The sequence below is a fragment of the Sphingomonas fucosidasi genome (assembly GCF_036663855.1).
In the GTDB taxonomy this organism is placed as follows: domain Bacteria; phylum Pseudomonadota; class Alphaproteobacteria; order Sphingomonadales; family Sphingomonadaceae; genus Sphingomonas; species Sphingomonas faeni_B.
Genome location: NZ_JAXOJR010000010.1, coordinates 14,225 through 30,119, shown reverse-complemented (window position 1 = coordinate 30,119; position 15,895 = coordinate 14,225). Strand labels below are relative to the sequence as shown.

Sequence of the window (15,895 nt, the reverse complement as noted above, 5' to 3'; positions counted from 1 at the left end):
GATGGCCGATGGCCCCAATGCCGGTAACGGCGATAGTAGCGACAGTATCTGGCGCGGGCTCAAGGGCCTGATCTTCGGTAGCCAGGACGAATCTCTCCGCGACCAGCTCGAGGATGCGATCGATCGGCACGAAGGCGATCCCGCGCCCGACGCCAAGGGCGATCTCACGCCGCTAGAGCGCCAGATGGTCCGCAACCTGCTCCACTTCAGCGAGCGCGACGCCGGCGACGTCGGCGTGCCGCGCGCGGATATCATCGCGGTCGAGGAGGACACGCCGTTCGCGGATCTGGTTAAGCTGTTCGCCGAGGCTGGGCACAGCCGCCTGCCGGTATATCGCGACAACCTCGATACGATCATCGGCATGGTCCACATCAAGGACGTCTTCAACATCCTCGCGACCGGCGCCGAGCATCCCGCGTCGATCGCCGGGCTGATCCGCGAGCCGCTCTACGCGCCCATGTCGCGCGGGGCGCTCGATCTGCTCGCCGACATGCGGCAGAAGCATGTCCACCTGACGATCGTGCTCGACGAATATTCGGGCACGGAGGGCCTCGTCACGTTCGAGGACCTGATCGAGGAAATCGTCGGCGATATCGAGGACGAGCATGACGATGCGCCGCAGGTGTTGATGACGCCGATCGAAGGCGGTGCCTGGGATGTCGACGCGCGCGCCGAGCTGGAGGACGCCGCAGAACTGATCGACGCGCGACTGGCGGAGGTCGATGGCGATATCGACACGCTGGGCGGCTTGGCGGCGCTGCTCGCGGGCCATGTGCCGCAGGTCGGCGAATGCGTCGATCACCCCAGCGGCTGGAAGCTCGAAGTCATCGACGCCGACGAACGCCGCATCAACCGCCTCCGCCTGCATCCTCCGGTGGTGGCGATCGAGGACGACGACTGAGTTTTGACGTTTGAGGATAACTGACGGCCTTTAATGTTCCCCGTAATCCCGCCCCCCTTGCCGCAAACCCGCCCCTCTTCCTCATTCCGTATCGTCCCGTCATCCCAGCGAAAGCTGGGATATCATCGTATAGGCCACGTCGCCCGCAAAAACGGGGAGACCCCAGCTTTCGCTGGGGCGACGGGGCTTGGCGGGGGCGGCGGGGTTGTCTGGGCGACGGGGTTGTCTGGGCGGCGGGGTTGTCTGGGCGACGGGCTTGGCTGGGTGCTGGGGTTGAAAGGCGGCAGAGTTGGCCGGACGACGGGGTTTGGCGAGAACGGTCCGTTGAAGATGGGCACCGCGCCCCCGTCAGCCGCTCCACCGCAGATATCACCCAACCGATCACTGCCGACGACGCAATCTATTTCCCCAATCAGTCCGCTGATGGCATATCGTCTCCAACTGAAAATGCGCCCGATTGGAGATGGTATGACCACCGAAGCAACCACCGCAGCCCCCGCTGCCGGACAATGCCCGATGCATGGCGGCTCGACCCACCAGGCCACCAACGAGCCCGGCAAGATGGATGGCCCCGCCGTCCTGTTCGAGATGACCAACCGCACCTGGTGGCCAAACCAGCTCAACGTCTCGGTCCTCCACCAGAATCCGCCGGCCGGAGATCCGATGGGCGACGACTTCGACTATGCCGAGGCGTTCAAGTCCCTCGATCTTGCCGCGGTGAAGGCCGACATCGTCGCGCTGATGACCGACTCGCAGGAGTGATGGCCAGCCGATTTCGGGCATTACGGTCCGCTCTTCATCCGCATGGCGTGGCACGCTGCGGGCACCTACCGCATCGGTGACGGCCGTGGTGGCGCAGGCGCGGGTCAGCAGCGGTTCGCGCCGCTGAACTCGTGGCCGGACAACGCCAACCTCGACAAGGCCCGCATGCTGCTGTGGCCGATCAAGGAGAAGTACGGCCGCAGCCTCTCCTGGGCCGATCTACTCGTACTCACCGGCAATTGCGCACTCGAATCAATGGGCTTCCAGACCGCAGGGTTCGCCGGCGGCCGCATCGACGTGTGGGAGCCAGCGACTGACGTGAACTGGGGCGCCGAGCGCGAGTGGCTCGCCGACGAGCGCTATTCGGGCGACCGCGACCTCGCGCACCCGCTCGCCGCGGTCCAGATGGGTCTGATCTACGTCAATCCCGAGGGCCCGAACGGCAACCCCGATCCGATGGGCTCGGCACGCGATATCCGCGAGACGTTCGGCCGCATGGCGATGAACGACGAGGAGACGGTCGCGCTGATCGCCGGTGGCCACACCTTCGGCAAGACGCACGGCGCCGCCGAGCCGGAGCCCTATATCGGGCCTGAGCCGGAAGGCGCGAGCATCGAGATGCAGGGGATGGGCTGGGCAAACAGCTACGGCAAGGGCAACGCCGGCGACACGATCACCAGCGGCCTCGAAGTCATCTGGACGCAGGAGCCCACCAAGTGGACCAACCTGTATTTCGAAAACTTGTTCGGCCACGAGTGGGAGCTGACCAAGAGCCCCGCCGGTGCGCACCAGTGGATCGCCAAGGACGCCGCCGAGGACGTGCCCGATGCGCATGACCCGTCGAAGAAGCATCGCCCGACGATGCTGACCAGCGACATCGCGCTCCGCGTCGACCCGGCCTACGAGAAGATCTCGCGCCGCTTCCACGAGAATCCGGACGAGTTCGCCAAGGCATTCGCCGAGGCCTGGTACAAGCTGACGCACCGCGACATGGGCCCCTACCCGCTGCTGCTGGGTCCGGAAGTGCCGGCAGAGCCCCGCATCTGGCAGGATCCCGTCCCCGCTGCCGAAGGCGAGCCGCTGTCCGACGCCGATATCGCGGCGCTGAAGGCGAAGATTCTCGACTCGGGCCTGTCGATCTCGCGTCTGGTGAAGACGGCGTTCGCGTCGGCCTCGACCTATCGCGGCACCGACAAGCGTGGTGGTGCGAACGGCGCCCGCATCCGTCTCGCGCCACAGAAGGACTGGGCGGTCAACGAGCCGGCCGAGCTGGCGCAGGCGCTCTCGACGTACGAGGGCATCCAGCGCGACTTCGCAGGCAGCGGCAAGACCGTATCGCTTGCCGACCTGATCGTGCTCGGCGGCAATGCCGGCATCGAAGCCGCGGCGAAGAAGGCTGGTCACGAGCTGACCGTGCCGTTCACCCCGGGCCGTACCGATGCGTCGCAGGAGCAGACCGATGCGCTGTCGTTCGCCCCGCTCGAGCCGCGCACCGATGCGTTCCGCAACTATGTCGGCGAGACGTCGGTCTATTCGGCCGAAGAGCTGATGGTCGACCGCGCGCATCTGATGGGCCTCAACGCCCCTGAAATGACGGTGCTGATCGGCGGCCTGCGCGTGCTGGGCGCCAATCACGGCGACTCGAAGCTCGGCGTGTTCACCGATCGTCCCGAGACGCTGACCAACGACTTCTTCCGCAATCTCCTGCGGACGAGCTTCACGGCAAAGTGGACCGCGACCGGCGAGGGCGTGTTCGAAGCCCGCGACCGCAAGACCGGCGAGACGCTGTGGACGGGCAGCCGCGTCGATCTGGTGTTCGGCTCGAACTCGCAGCTGCGGGCACTGGCCGAAGTCTATGCCGCAGACGACGCGAGCGAGAAGTTCGCGAGCGCCTTCGTGAAGGCCTGGAACAAGGTGATGAACGCCGACCGCTTCGACCTTGCCAAGGTCCGTGCGGAGCAGGATGCCGCGATCTCGTAAGCGACGTTTGGTTGATTAGAGGGCCGCCAGCAGCAATGCCGGCGGCCCTTTTTTTGTGCGCTGATCCGGTCTCCGACCAATCCCGCCATCCCCACTCTCCCGTCATCCTACCCCCCTCCCCGTGATCCCACGCCTACCCGTCATCCCAGCGAAAGCTGGGATCTCAATGAGGCGGATGCTGCGGCCCGAACCGGGAGATCCCAGCTTTCGCTGGGATGACGATCCTGGCGAGGATCACGCCGGGATTGCCCCCGCCCCGCCGCCCCCCTAATCTCCCCCCATGCGCAAACACATCCTCATCGTCCTGGGCCTGATCCTGCTCGTGATCGCCGCTGGCGTCACCTATCTCGCCTGGCCCGACACGGCGAAATTGCCGGTCGATCAGGTCACCGGCAAGCTGCCCAAGATCACCGACCCCCGCATCCAGACGATCCCGACCGTCAAGGTCGCCAAGGTCGTCGGCTGGCAGAACGGCGCGATGCCGACGCCCGCCGCAGGGCTGGCGGTGAAGCCGTTCGCGACTGGCCTCGATCACCCGCGCTGGATGTACCGTCTGCCTAATGGCGACGTGCTGGTCGCCGAGACGAACTCGCCCCCGCGCGAGGGTGGCGGGATCACCGGCTGGGTGATGAAGGTGCTGATGGGCCGCGCCGGCGCCGGCGTCCCTTCGGCCAACCGCATCACGCTGCTGCGCGACGCGAACGGCGACGGGGTGGCGGAGACGAAGTCGGTGTTCATGACCGGTCTCAACTCGCCGTTCGGCATGACGCTGCTCGACGGCCAGCTCTACATCGGCAACACCGACGCGCTCGTCCGCGTGCCCTATACCGACGGCGCGACGAAGATCACCGCCAAGCCCGAACTCGTCATCAAGCTCAACCCCGGCGGCAATCACTGGGCGCGCAACGTCATCACCGCAGCCGACGGCAAGACTCTCTATGTCGGTGTCGGATCGTCCTCGAACATTGCCGAGAACGGCATGGACGCCGAGAAATACCGTGCCAACATCCTGCAGGTCTGGCCGAAGGACAAGAACTGGCGGATCTACGCCGCCGGCCTGCGCAATCCCAACGGCATGGCGATCAACCCCAGGTCCGGCGGCCTGTGGACCGTCGTCAACGAGCGCGATCAGCTCGGCTCCGATCTTGCGCCCGATTACCTGACGCAAGTCGAGTTCGGCGATAATTTCGGCTGGCCCTGGTATTATTGGGGCGGCTATCCCGACAGCCGCGTCGAGCCGAAGAACCCCGCACTCCAGCAATATTCGAAGCGCCCCGACTACGCGCTCGGGCCGCACGTCGCCGCGCTCGGCCTGACCTTCTCGGCCGACGCCAAGCTCGGCGACCGCTTCACCAACGGCGCATTCGTCGGCGAGCACGGCTCGTGGAACCGCAAGCCGGTATCGGGCTACAAGGTCGTCTATATCCCGTTCGGCGACACCGGCTTCCCGGCGGCAAACGTGAAGCCGGTCGAAGTGCTGGGCGGGTTCCTCAACAAGGACGGCGACGCACAGGGCCGCCCGGTCGGCGTCATCACCGACGAGACCGGCGGTCTGCTGGTCGCCGACGACGTCGGCAACGTCATCTGGCGGGTCAGCGCGGGAGGCTGATCTTGGCGGGGGTACGCGACGCCCAGTTGGTCAGTCTGTCACCCCTGACGTGTTCTGTGCCTATCCCCTTCAAGTAAGGGCCGGTTGACCTTCGTACGGTACCCTGCCCTTCCTTGTTCTCCCGCGAAGGCGGGAGCCCAGTCTGGATCCCCGCCTTCGCGGGGAAACACGTCTTCTTGATTGAATGGCAAGCCGCCGACGTGCTGGAGGGAACCAGGATTCCGTAAACTCGAACTCGTCGCGGGCGCAGCATCGTGGACGCCGGGACGAGGCTCTCCCGGGCGTAGCCGAAGGGCCCGCATGAAAAATGGTCAGTCCGGGAGAATGTCTCTCGCGGCCACAAGATCTTCCTCGTCGACCATGACGCGCACCGGGATCAGCAGCCAGCTCCCCTCCATGATCGACATCCCCCCGTCGAACGCGACCGCGGGGATACCTTCGCTCTCGAGGCGCCCGACGATAATATGCGCTTCGTTCCGGCCGTACCGCCCCAGTTCGACCAGGCTCATGCGCCGACACGGTCCGGCAGGACGGTCCCAAGCCGCACCGGCAACCCGTCGATGCTCGCGGTCGGCCCCGCCAGCTCCTCGATCCGTTCGGCCTCGGTTTGCCGGGCATGATATTTCGACAGCGTCTGCCGCTCGCGGTCCAGTGTCATGAAGGGCACGCCCCAGCCGCAACTCGTCTGAATTTCATCGACGTCGATCACGAAAATCTGTCGCGTGCCGGGTAGCGGCGTGAACCGGGCAAAGAGGTCCGCCCACCCCTCGTCCTGCGGCAGCACGGCACGGCCCTTGCCATAGATCCGGAAGATCAGCGCCGGCTGGTCGAACGCGCAGAACATGATCGTGATGCGCCCGTCCGCGCCCAGATGCGCGTTCGTCTCGTTCCCCGACCCACCGACGTCGAGATACGCGACCGTCTTCGCATCGAGCACGCGGAAACTGTCCATGCCCTTGGGACTAAGATTGATCCGCGCGCCCTCGGCCGCCGTCGCGACGAAGAACACCGGCTGCCGGTCAACGAACGCACGATGCTCGTCGGTGAGCGCGGGGAAGAATTCCATCGGTTGGCTCCGAATTGACGCGCAAGGATCATGCGCATAGATCTGTGCAATGAAACACGATGACATAGCTTCGAGCAAACGCCGCCCCGTCAACATGTCGATCGATACCGGCATCGTGGCGGCAGCGAAAGAAGCAGGTGTCAACATGTCGCGCGTCACGGAGGCTGCGCTTCGCGCGGCGATCAAGACCGAGCGTGAGCGACGATGGAAGGACGAGAACCGAGAGTGGATCGAAGCGCATAATCGCTGGATCGACGAGAATGGAATTCCGCTGTCTGGTCTCGAGACGCTCTAAATGGCACAGTTCGATGTCTATGCGATCGAAGGTCACGGCCTCGTCGTCGATTGCCAAAGCGATCTTCTGAGCGACTTGCGCTCGCGGGTCGTAGCTCCACTACGCGAACCCGACGAACCGTCTGTATCCAAGTCCCGCCTCAACCCTCTCGTGACGATGGACCGAACGGAATACCGGGTAGCGATCCAGTTTCTGCGCGCGGTCGATGATCGACGACTGCGCGAAAAAGTAGGTTCGCTGCTCAACTATGAATACGATCTCAAGGCCGCGATCGACATGGTGGTCAGCGGCCTTTAAGCCGCCGTCCCGCCGACCGTGAGCCCGTCGACCAGCAACGTCGGTTGCCCCACGCCGGCCGGGACCGACTGCCCGCCCTTTCCACACATCCCGATTCCCTCGTCGAGCGCAAAGTCGTTGCCGATCCCGCGCACCTTGGTCAGCGAGCTCGGCCCGTCGCCGATCAACGTCGCGCCTTTGATCGGTGCGCCGAGCTTGCCGTCCTCGATCAGATACGCCTCGGTGCAGCTGAACACGAACTTGCCCGAGACGATATCAACCTGCCCGCCGCCGAACGCTTTGGCGAAGATGCCCTTCTTGACGCGCGACAGAAGCTCGGCCGGATCGTCGTTGCCCGCCTTCATGAAGGTGTTCGTCATCCGCGGCATCGGCGCGTGCGCGTAGCTCTCGCGGCGGCCATTGCCGGTCGCCTCGACACCCATCAGCCGCGCGTTGAGCCGGTCCTGCATATAGCCCTTGAGGATGCCGTCCTCGATCAGCACGGTCTCGCGCGTCGGCGTGCCCTCGTCGTCGATCGTCAGCGACCCGCGGCGATCCTGGAGCGAGCCATCGTCGACCACCGTCACGCCCTCGGCCGCGACTCGCTCGCCGATGCGGCCGGAGAAGGCCGACGTGCCCTTGCGGTTGAAATCGCCTTCCAGCCCGTGACCGATCGCCTCGTGCAACAGGATGCCGGGCCAGCCGCTACCGAGCAGCACGGTCATCTCGCCGGCCGGCGCCGCGATCGATTCGAGGTTCACCAAGGCCTGTGACAGAGCCTCGTCGATCGCGCGGTTGTACGTCGCAGGCTCGAACAGGTCGTTATAGAGATAGCGACCGCCAATCCCGTAGCTCCCCGTCTCCCGGCGCCCGTTCTGCTCGGCGACGATCGAAACGTTGAGACGCACCAACGGCCGCACGTCGGTCGCGACGAAACCGTCGGCACGAACGATCTCGACCACCGACCATGTGCCCGACAGGCTTACCGACACCTGCGCGACGCGCGGATCTCGGCCGCGCGCGGCGGCATCGATCGTCTGGCACAAATTCACCTTGTCTGCGAACGAGACGAGGTCGAGCGGGTCGACGGCGGTATAGCGGCGCTGGTTCGTGCCCTGTGGCGGGCCCGCCTTTGCCACGACGCCAGGTTCGATCAGCGCCATCGTCTCGGCGGCGCGGCGGATCGCGGCGGGGGTCATCTCGTTGGAATGCGCGAACGCGGTCATTTCACCCGAGACAGCGCGAAGGCCAAACCCCGAGCTCGTATCGTAGGAGGCGGTCTTCAGCCGGCCGTCGTCGAAGCCGAACGCCTCGGCCTTGCGATATTGCAGGTACAGCTCGCCGTCATCGGCCTTGCCGAGCGCCTTGGCGGTCAGGGCCTGCGCCTGTTCGGGGTCGAGCGTATCGCGGTAGAGGAACGAACGGGGGTCTGCTGCTATCGTCATCCGATAGATATAAGCGGCTTAGCGCCCTGCGCCATCCCCGTGATCGCGCAATGTCGACTGGTCCGCGCCATCGGCCGTGCCGCCGACGAGGATGAAACGCCGGTCGCAATAGCCGCAATCGACATAGCCGGTCTCGTCGATCTGCAACCACACGCGCGGATGGCCGAGCGCTGCACCGCCGGGAATGTCGGTGGCGCCGTCGCAGGCGACGCGAGCGTGGGTGACGCGGGTGGTTTCGAGCGGCGGATGCATGAGGGGGCGATAGCAAGGGTGCGCCGGCCGGGCAATTGCTTCTTCGGCGTGGGCTAGAAGGAAGAATGGGTTCACGCGGAGGCGCGGAGACGCGGAGGTGTTACGCTTGTCGCAAAGCGACCTTCCGATCATCTACGGCGAAACAGACAGTTGCGTCTCCCGACCGACAGGCTGGATGCAACACCTCCGCGTCTCCGCGTCTCCGCGCGAACAAATCTTCTTTGCCACGCCCGAGGGGATGACCAGCCCGCGACGCCCCGCTATGCCGCTGGCATGACCGAAGCCGCGATCGCCATCAAGAACCTCTGCAAGACCTACGCGCCCGTCGGCACGGCGCCGCCGAAACGCGCGCTCGACGATGTGACGTTCGATATCCCCCGCGGCCAGATCTTCGGGCTGCTCGGCCCCAATGGCGCGGGCAAGTCGACGCTGATCAACATCCTCGCCGGCCTCGTCAACAAGACCGACGGCAGCGCCGCGATCTGGGGGTTCGACATCGACGAGCACCCGCGCAACGCCAAGGCGTCGATCGGGATCGTCAACCAGGAGATCCTGTTCGACCCCTTCTTCTCGCCGTTCGAGACGCTGGAGATCCAGGCCGGCCTATACGGCGTCCCCAAGGCAAAGCGCCGCACGATGGAACTGCTCCGCGCGGTGCACCTCGAGGACAAGGCGCACGCGTATGCCCGCACGCTGTCGGGCGGCATGAAGCGCCGCCTGATGGTGGCCAAGGCGATGGTCCACTCCCCCCCCGTCCTCGTCCTCGACGAGCCCACCGCGGGCGTCGACATCGAACTGCGCCAACAGCTCTGGACCTATGTCCGCAGCCTCAACCAGGCCGGGGTGACCGTGGTGCTCACCACGCATTATCTCGAGGAAGCCGAGGAACTCTGCGACCGGATCGCGATCATCAACAACGGTCGCCTGATCGCCAACGAACCCACGCGCGAACTGGTCGGCAAGGCGCAGGAAAAGATCGTCGCCGTCACCGTCGACCGCGACGTGACCGATATCCCCGCCAACGCCTGCTTCCAGAAGATCACGCTGATGGGCAATCGCACGCTCGAGATCACCTACAAGAAAGACCGCGTGAACGCCGGCGAAGTCTTGGCGGCAATCCAGTCCAACGGCTTCGGCATCGTCGACGTCTCGACCAAGGAACCCGATCTGGAGGACGTCTTCCTCAGCCTGACTCGCGCCGCCAACGCATGAACAGCGACATCCTGATCGTCGGCTCGGGCGCCGCAGGTCTTACCGCCGCGCTCAACCTCGCCTACCGCTTCAAGGTCACCGTGCTCGCCAAGGGCGCGCTGAACGAAGGCTCGACCGCCTGGGCGCAAGGCGGGATCGCCGCCGTGCTCGAGCCCGGCGACACGTTCGAGAACCATGTCGAGGACACGATGGTCGCCGGCGCCGGTCTCAACGACCGCGCGATCGTCGAGATGGTCGTCGAAGGCGCGCCCGCCGCAATCGAGCGCCTGACGCATCTCGGCGTGCCGTTCGAGACCGAAGGCAACGCGCTGCACCTCACACGCGAAGGCGGCCACTCGCACCGCCGCATAGTCCACGTCGCAGACGCGACCGGCTGGGCGGTCCAGGAGGCGCTCCAGAAAGCCGCCGAAGCGCATCCGAACATCACCCTAGTCCCCGACCAGATCGCGATCGACCTCGCTACCGGCCGTCACGAGCAACGCTATTCGGGTGCCGGCAACGTCTGGGGGGTCTACGCGGTCGACCGCAAGACCGAGCGTGTCGCGCTCTACACCGCGCGCGCGACGATCCTCGCGACCGGCGGCGCAGGGCGGACATACCTGTTCTCGACCGCCCCACGCGGCGCGACCGGCGACGGCATCGCAATGGCGTGGCGCGCCGGCGCACGCGTCTCCAACATGGAGATGATGCAGTTCCACCCGACCTGCCTCTACAATCTGGAGGTCAAGAATTTCCTGATCACCGAGGCAGTGCGGGGCGAAGGCGGGCGCTTGATCAACCCGTCGACCGGCAAGCGCTTCATGACCTATTACGACCCCGCGCGGATGGAACTGGCGCCGCGCGATATCGTCGCGCGTGCGATAGATGCCGAGATCAAGCGCTACGGCCTCGATTACGTCCATCTCGACATCAGCCACATGCCCGCCGAATTCATCCGGCATCACTTCCCGAACATCCACGAGAAGCTGCTGACGGTAGGCATCGACATGACGACCCAGCCGATTCCAGTCGTTCCCGCGCAGCACTATACCTGCGGCGGGATCGTCATCGACGAACATGGCAAGACCGACCTTCCCGGCCTGTACGCCGCCGGCGAGTGCACCGAATCCGGCCTGCACGGCGCCAACCGCCTCGCGTCCAATTCGCTGCTCGAATGCTTCGTGTTCGGCGAGGCGGCGGCGGACAACATCGCGGCGAACTGGGACAAGTTACCCCCGCCCCCGCCAATCCGCCCCTGGGACGAAAGCCGCGTCACGGATTCGGACGAAGAGGTCGTCATCAAGCAGACCTGGACCGAAATCCGCCGTTTCATGTGGAATTACGTCGGCATCGTCCGCACCACGAAACGGCTCGAACGCGCCAAGCACCGCATCGAATTGCTCAACGACGAGGTCGCGGAATATTACCAGCATTTCCGCGTCACCCCCGACCTGATCGAGTTGCGCAACCTGCTCCAGACCGCCGAACTGATCGTACGGTCCGCGCTGCACCGGCACGAAAGCCGCGGGCTGCATTTCACGCTCGATTATCCCGGAACGCTGCCCGACGCGGTCGATACGGTTCTCGTTCCCTGACATGGGGGCGGCTTGGCGCACGGTCGGCGCGCTTCGTCGCAGCGGGGAACAGGCGCTGTTTCCCGCGCCGGATCAACGGATAAGGGTCGCTGCTCCAGTGCAGGGCGTTCAATCCATCATGACATCGGCGAGTGCGTTCAAGCGGCTTCTGGCAACCACTCTCTTCGGCGTGGCGCTCGCTGGATGCGGATCGGCGTCGCGGCCGAGCCCACCGGCGGTCACCCCGATGCAGCAGGCCGGGGGGGTCGTCTCGATCCCGGTGCCGCCGCCACTGCCGCGGACCCCGCGCCCCGCGCCCGCCAGCCTGATCAACGCGATCTCCGAATTGCAGAGCGGCTTCCAGGGCAAGGCCGGCATCGCCGTCCGCGCGGTCGACGATGGCTGGACGGTCGAGGCCGGGGGGCGCCAGTTGCTGCCGCAACAGTCGGTCAGCAAGCTGTGGGTCGCGCTCACCGTCATGGACCTGCGCGATCAGGGCAAGATCCGCCTAGACGAACCGATCGTCGTCCGCCCGCAAGACCTGACGCTGTTCCACCAGCCGATCGCGATCCTGGTGAAGGGCGATGGCTATCGCACGACCGTCGGCGCACTGCTGACCCGCGCGCTAACGCATAGCGACAATACCGCGAACGACCGGTTGCTCACGCGGGTCGGCGGGCCGTCCGCGGTGCGGTCGATGATCGCGCGGAAACAGCTTGGTGCGATCCGGTTCGGGCCGGGCGAGCGACTGTTGCAGAGCGGCACGGCGGGGCTGGTCTGGCAGCCCTCCTATGCGGTCAACGGCGGCTTCATGACGGCGCGCAATCGGCTGTCGCCGGCCGTGCGCGAGGCTGCGATGAACGCGTATGTCCGCAATCCGCCCGATGGCGCCGCCCCGATCGCGATCGCCGATGCGATTGCCCGGCTGGCGAAGGGCGATATCTTGTCCGAAACCTCGACCAAGATCCTGCTCGACACGATGGGACGTTCGGTCACCGGCCGCGCCCGCCTGCGCGCCGCGCTCCCCGGCGGCTGGGAGATCGCGCACAAGACCGGCACCGGCCAGGACCTCGGGCGACGCAATGCGGGGTTCAACGACGTCGGCCTGCTGACCGCGCCGGATGGGCGTCGCTATGCGATCGCGGTGATGATCGGCGACACGATCCGGCCGATGCCGGAGCGGCAGAAGCTGATCCAGGCGGCCGCGGCGGCGGTGGCGAAGTACGCCGGGACCACGCGGGCTCTTAGTTAAAGCACGGCGGCGGTATCGGGCGGAAGCCTAGGCCCTGCCGTCATCCTGACGAAAGTCAGGACCCAGAGCCAAATGCGGTATCGCCCGCAATTCTGGGTCCTGACTTTCGTCAGGATGACGGTGTAGTAGGCGACGTCTTCCAAAACAGCCTCAGTCGAAGCCGTTTGCCAAAAACCGCTCCGCCACCGCGCAGTGCATCGCGATCCCATGCGCCATCACGCGCTCGTCGATCGTCATCTTCGTGTTGTGCAGCGGCGGGTTGGTGCGCGGATCGCTGCCCTCTGGCGCCGCGCCGATGAACGCCATCGCGCCCGGCAGTTTCTGAAGCACGTAGGAGAAGTCCTCCGCCCCCATCATCGGCGGCATCACCTGATACGCGCCCTCGCCGCCGATCGCGGTCGCGCATGCCTTCATCAGGTCGGTGGCGCGCTCGTCGTTGACGGTGACCGGATAGCCTTCCTCGATCGTCGGCGTTCCGACCGCGCCGTGCGCCGCGGCGATCCCCTCGACCATGCGGATGAACGCCGCGCGCACCTGCTCGCGCGTCCGCTCCGACAGCGTCCGCATCGTGCCGAGCATCTCGACGGTCGACGGGATGACGTTGTGCGCGGACCCGGCATTGAGCTTGGTGATCGACAGCACTGCAGGGTCGGTAACGGCCACCTGCCGAGCGACATAGGTCTGCAAGGCGGTGACGATCTCGCAGGCGATCGGCAGCGGATCGAGGCAGTCGTGCGGCATCGCGGCATGCCCGCCGCGGCCGGTGATCGTCGCGCGCAACGTGTCGGTCGACGCCATCAGCGTACCCGCGCGGCTGACGACATGGCCCATCGGCATGTTCGGCGAGATGTGGAGCGCGAACCCGGCCTCGGGCAGCGGGGCGTCGAGCAGGCCGTCGGCGATCATGTGCCGCGCGCCGTGATGGCCCTCCTCGCCGGGCTGGAACATGAAGACGACTGTGCCGGGGAGTTCGTCGCGACGTGCGCAGAGTGCCTTGGCCGCGCCGACGAGCATCGCCGTGTGCGAATCATGGCCGCAGGCGTGCATAGCGCCGTTGATCTTCGAGGCGAACGGCAGGCCGGTCTCCTCCTGCATCGGCAGCGCGTCCATGTCGCCGCGCAGCAACACCGTGCGACCGTTGCCGCCGGCGGTGCCGCCGCGCCCGCCGCGCAGTATCGCGACGAAGCCCGTGGTGGAGGTGCCCTCGCGGATTTCCAGCGGGAGGCCAGCGAGCGCGGCCTTCACCTTGTCCGATGTGCGGGGGCAGTGAAGGCCGACCTCGGGATCGGCGTGGATCGCACGACGGAGCGTGATCGCGTCGTCGAGGCTGTCCTCGCCGATAGTGGCCCAGTCGGTCGGGGCCCAGTCGGTGGTGGATTCGAAATCGAGGGACATCGCTTGGCTCCTTGAATGGCCTAACCACCACCCCGGCGGAGGCCGGGGCCCAAATGGGAAGGTCGATGTAACGGAGCGCCGTCCGCCGTTACCTCAGTCACCCAATTGGGCCCCGGCCTTCGCCGGGGTGGTGTTTGGTTGGGGCGGGTGGCTGCCCGCCCCCAATCATGGAGGCAGTCTACCCCCGGAACAGCCCGCCTAAAACCCCGCGCAGGACCGTGCCGACCAAGCCACCGCCCGTCGACGACCGTCGCGATTTGGTGCCGAACACCTGCTTGCCGATCTCGTTCGCTACCTGCCGGCCGATCGACGAACTCGCCGCGCGCGTCGCCGACGATGCCATCTTGGTCCAGGGCGAGTTCGCAGCCCCGCGGTCCGCTTCGCGTTGCTGGCGATCCGCCTCGCGCTGTTCTGCAACCCGAGCCCGCTCGGCCTCTTTCGCCGCCTTCGCATCGAGCTTCGCCTGCGCGGCCGCAGCCTTCTCCGCCTCGGTCGTCGCCTTCGCCTCGGCCGCGGCGGCGCTAGCTTCCTGCGTCTTAGCCGCGAGCAGTTCCTCGGCCGACTCGCGATCGACCAGCATGTCGTATTTCGCGCCGACCGCATCGGTCTCGATCATCACCTTCCGCTCGGCGGCCGTGATCGGACCGACGCGCGAGGCAGGCGGCTTGATCAGCGTGCGCTCGACCGGCGTCGGCGCGCCGTCCGCCTGGAGCAGCGACACGAGCGCCTCGCCGACCTTCAGCTCGGTGATGATCGTCGCGACATCAACGCCGGGGTTCGCGCGGAACGTCTCCGCTGCAGATCGCACCGCCGCCTGATCGCGCGGCGTGAACGCACGCAGCGCATGCTGGACGCGGTTGCCGAGCTGCCCCGCCACCGTGTCGGGGATATCGATCGGGTTCTGGGTGATGAAATACACGCCGACGCCCTTCGAGCGGATCAGCCGGACGACCTGCTCGATCTTCTCCAGCAGCGCCTTGGGCGCCTCGTCGAACAGCAGATGCGCCTCGTCGAAGAAGAAGCACAGCACCGGCTTGTCGGGATCGCCGACCTCGGGAAGATGCTCGAACAGCTCGCTCATCAGCCACAGCAGGAAGGTCGCATACAGTTTCGGCGAGGCCATCAGCTTGTCGGCGGCGAGGATGTTGACGATCCCCCTCCCCCGATCGTCGACGCCGATGAAGTCGTTCATCTCCAGCGCCGGCTCGCCGAAGAAATTCTCCGCGCCCTGCGTACGCAACTGGAGCAGCGAGCGCTGGATCGCACCGATCGACTGCTTCGAGACGTTGCCGTACGTCACCGTCAGCTCGTCCGCACGCCCGGCGCATTCGGTCAGCATCGCCTGGAGATCGTCGAGGTCGATCAGCAGCAGCCCCTCCTTGTCGGCGACGTGGAAGGCGATCGTCAGCACGCCCTCCTGAACCTCGTTGAGGTCCATCAGCCGCGACAACAGCAGCGGCCCCATCTCGCTGATCGTGGTGCGGATCGGATGGCCCTGCTCACCGAACAGATCCCAGAACTGCACGGGGTTGTCGGCATAGGCCCAGCTATCGTCGCCGATCGCCTTCGCACGCTCGGCAAAGCTCGCGTGCGTCCTGGCGGTCGGCGAGCCGGCCATCGCGAGCCCGGACAGGTCGCCCTTCACGTCGGCGACGAAGCACGGTACGCCGTTCGCGGAGAAGCCCTCGATGATCCCCTGCAGCGTCACCGTCTTGCCGGTACCGGTCGCGCCCGCGATCAGGCCGTGGCGGTTGGCGCGCTTCAATTCGAGCGTCTGCGGCTTGCCGTCCACGCTTGCGCCGATGAAGATGCCGTCGGTCATGGGTCTCGTCCTCTGTATCCGGTGCTGACCCTATCCCCGCACGATGCAAAGAAAAAGGACCGCCGCTCGGGTGAG

At 66.1% G+C, this 15,895-nt stretch carries 13 protein-coding genes and 1 pseudogene; 8 read left to right on the top strand and 6 right to left on the bottom strand.

Annotated elements, in window-relative coordinates; genetic code table 11:
• The first annotated feature begins 1 nt into the window (after position 1).
• The 3 genes and pseudogenes from U1737_RS16650 to U1737_RS16640 all read left to right on the top strand — a co-directional run bounded on the left by U1737_RS16650 (position 2) and on the right by U1737_RS16640 (position 5,252).
• On the top strand, positions 2–901 hold the full coding sequence (locus U1737_RS16650) for a hemolysin family protein (RefSeq protein ID WP_248522826.1): 900 nt from the start codon (positions 2–4) through the stop codon (positions 899–901).
• A 516-nt stretch (positions 902–1,417) separates the two neighbouring features.
• A pseudogene (gene katG / locus U1737_RS16645) lies at positions 1,418–3,643 on the top strand (catalase/peroxidase HPI).
• Between the two features lie 280 nt (positions 3,644–3,923).
• Positions 3,924–5,252: a PQQ-dependent sugar dehydrogenase gene (locus U1737_RS16640; RefSeq protein WP_248522825.1), complete on the top strand. Its 1,329-nt coding sequence runs from the start codon at positions 3,924–3,926 to the stop codon at positions 5,250–5,252.
• A 311-nt stretch (positions 5,253–5,563) separates the two neighbouring features.
• Here U1737_RS16640 and U1737_RS16635 read toward each other — a convergent pair whose 3' ends face one another.
• Positions 5,564–5,761 (bottom strand): putative signal transducing protein, encoded by a 198-nt coding sequence (locus U1737_RS16635; protein ID WP_248522824.1) that lies wholly within the window; start codon positions 5,759–5,761, stop codon positions 5,564–5,566.
• On the bottom strand, positions 5,758–6,318 hold the full coding sequence (locus U1737_RS16630; protein WP_248522823.1) for a pyridoxamine 5'-phosphate oxidase family protein: 561 nt from the start codon (positions 6,316–6,318) through the stop codon (positions 5,758–5,760). Before U1737_RS16630 ends, U1737_RS16635 begins: the two co-directional genes overlap by 4 nt.
• 49 nt (positions 6,319–6,367) lie before the next feature.
• Between U1737_RS16630 and U1737_RS16625 the strand changes: the two genes are divergently transcribed.
• Positions 6,368–6,613, top strand: a complete 246-nt coding sequence (locus U1737_RS16625) for a type II toxin-antitoxin system CcdA family antitoxin (RefSeq protein WP_248522822.1) — start codon at positions 6,368–6,370, stop codon at positions 6,611–6,613.
• Positions 6,614–6,910 carry a CcdB family protein gene (locus tag U1737_RS16620; protein WP_248522821.1) on the top strand — a complete coding sequence of 99 codons (297 nt, stop codon included), beginning with the start codon at positions 6,614–6,616 and terminating at the stop codon, positions 6,908–6,910. It begins immediately after the preceding gene.
• Here U1737_RS16620 and tldD read toward each other — a convergent pair.
• Together tldD and U1737_RS16610 are read right to left on the bottom strand one after the other, a co-directional pair.
• Positions 6,907–8,334 (bottom strand): metalloprotease TldD, encoded by a 1,428-nt coding sequence (gene tldD / locus U1737_RS16615; protein WP_332797536.1) that lies wholly within the window; start codon positions 8,332–8,334, stop codon positions 6,907–6,909. The genes U1737_RS16620 and tldD overlap by 4 nt on opposite strands.
• 18 nt (positions 8,335–8,352) lie before the next feature.
• Complete coding sequence (locus tag U1737_RS16610) at positions 8,353–8,586, bottom strand: zinc-finger domain-containing protein (protein ID WP_248522819.1); 234 nt, start codon at positions 8,584–8,586, stop codon at positions 8,353–8,355.
• A gap of 273 nt (positions 8,587–8,859) precedes the next feature.
• On the opposite strand from U1737_RS16610, the gene U1737_RS16605 reads away from it, so the two are divergent.
• From U1737_RS16605 to U1737_RS16595, 3 genes are all read left to right on the top strand, one after another.
• Positions 8,860–9,798 (top strand): ABC transporter ATP-binding protein, encoded by a 939-nt coding sequence (locus U1737_RS16605; RefSeq protein WP_248522818.1) that lies wholly within the window; start codon positions 8,860–8,862, stop codon positions 9,796–9,798.
• Positions 9,795–11,372, top strand: a complete 1,578-nt coding sequence (gene nadB, locus U1737_RS16600; protein WP_332797535.1) for an L-aspartate oxidase — start codon at positions 9,795–9,797, stop codon at positions 11,370–11,372. Before U1737_RS16605 ends, nadB begins: the two co-directional genes overlap by 4 nt.
• Before the next feature lie 118 nt (positions 11,373–11,490).
• Complete coding sequence (locus tag U1737_RS16595; protein ID WP_332797534.1) at positions 11,491–12,603, top strand: serine hydrolase; 1,113 nt, start codon at positions 11,491–11,493, stop codon at positions 12,601–12,603.
• Positions 12,604–12,753: 150 nt separating this feature from the next.
• On the opposite strand, the gene U1737_RS16590 is transcribed toward U1737_RS16595, so the two are convergent.
• Positions 12,754–13,998, bottom strand: coding sequence for a M20 metallopeptidase family protein (locus U1737_RS16590; protein WP_248522813.1), 1,245 nt, complete (start codon positions 13,996–13,998; stop codon positions 12,754–12,756).
• 178 nt (positions 13,999–14,176) lie between these two features.
• Positions 14,177–15,820 (bottom strand): helicase HerA-like domain-containing protein, encoded by a 1,644-nt coding sequence (locus U1737_RS16585; RefSeq protein ID WP_332797533.1) that lies wholly within the window; start codon positions 15,818–15,820, stop codon positions 14,177–14,179.
• Between the last annotated feature and the right edge of the window lie 75 nt (positions 15,821–15,895).

Coding starts and splice junctions, on each gene's coding strand:
- U1737_RS16650 (WP_248522826.1), top strand. CDS start 2: ATGGCCGATGGCCCCAATGCCGGTAACGGCGATAGTAGCGACAGTATC.
- U1737_RS16640 (WP_248522825.1), top strand. CDS start 3,924: ATGCGCAAACACATCCTCATCGTCCTGGGCCTGATCCTGCTCGTGATC.
- U1737_RS16635 (WP_248522824.1), bottom strand. CDS start 5,761: ATGAGCCTGGTCGAACTGGGGCGGTACGGCCGGAACGAAGCGCATATT.
- U1737_RS16630 (WP_248522823.1), bottom strand. CDS start 6,318: ATGGAATTCTTCCCCGCGCTCACCGACGAGCATCGTGCGTTCGTTGAC.
- U1737_RS16625 (WP_248522822.1), top strand. CDS start 6,368: ATGAAACACGATGACATAGCTTCGAGCAAACGCCGCCCCGTCAACATG.
- U1737_RS16620 (WP_248522821.1), top strand. CDS start 6,614: ATGGCACAGTTCGATGTCTATGCGATCGAAGGTCACGGCCTCGTCGTC.
- tldD (WP_332797536.1), bottom strand. CDS start 8,334: ATGACGATAGCAGCAGACCCCCGTTCGTTCCTCTACCGCGATACGCTC.
- U1737_RS16610 (WP_248522819.1), bottom strand. CDS start 8,586: ATGCATCCGCCGCTCGAAACCACCCGCGTCACCCACGCTCGCGTCGCC.
- U1737_RS16605 (WP_248522818.1), top strand. CDS start 8,860: ATGACCGAAGCCGCGATCGCCATCAAGAACCTCTGCAAGACCTACGCG.
- nadB (WP_332797535.1), top strand. CDS start 9,795: ATGAACAGCGACATCCTGATCGTCGGCTCGGGCGCCGCAGGTCTTACC.
- U1737_RS16595 (WP_332797534.1), top strand. CDS start 11,491: ATGACATCGGCGAGTGCGTTCAAGCGGCTTCTGGCAACCACTCTCTTC.
- U1737_RS16590 (WP_248522813.1), bottom strand. CDS start 13,998: ATGTCCCTCGATTTCGAATCCACCACCGACTGGGCCCCGACCGACTGG.
- U1737_RS16585 (WP_332797533.1), bottom strand. CDS start 15,820: ATGACCGACGGCATCTTCATCGGCGCAAGCGTGGACGGCAAGCCGCAG.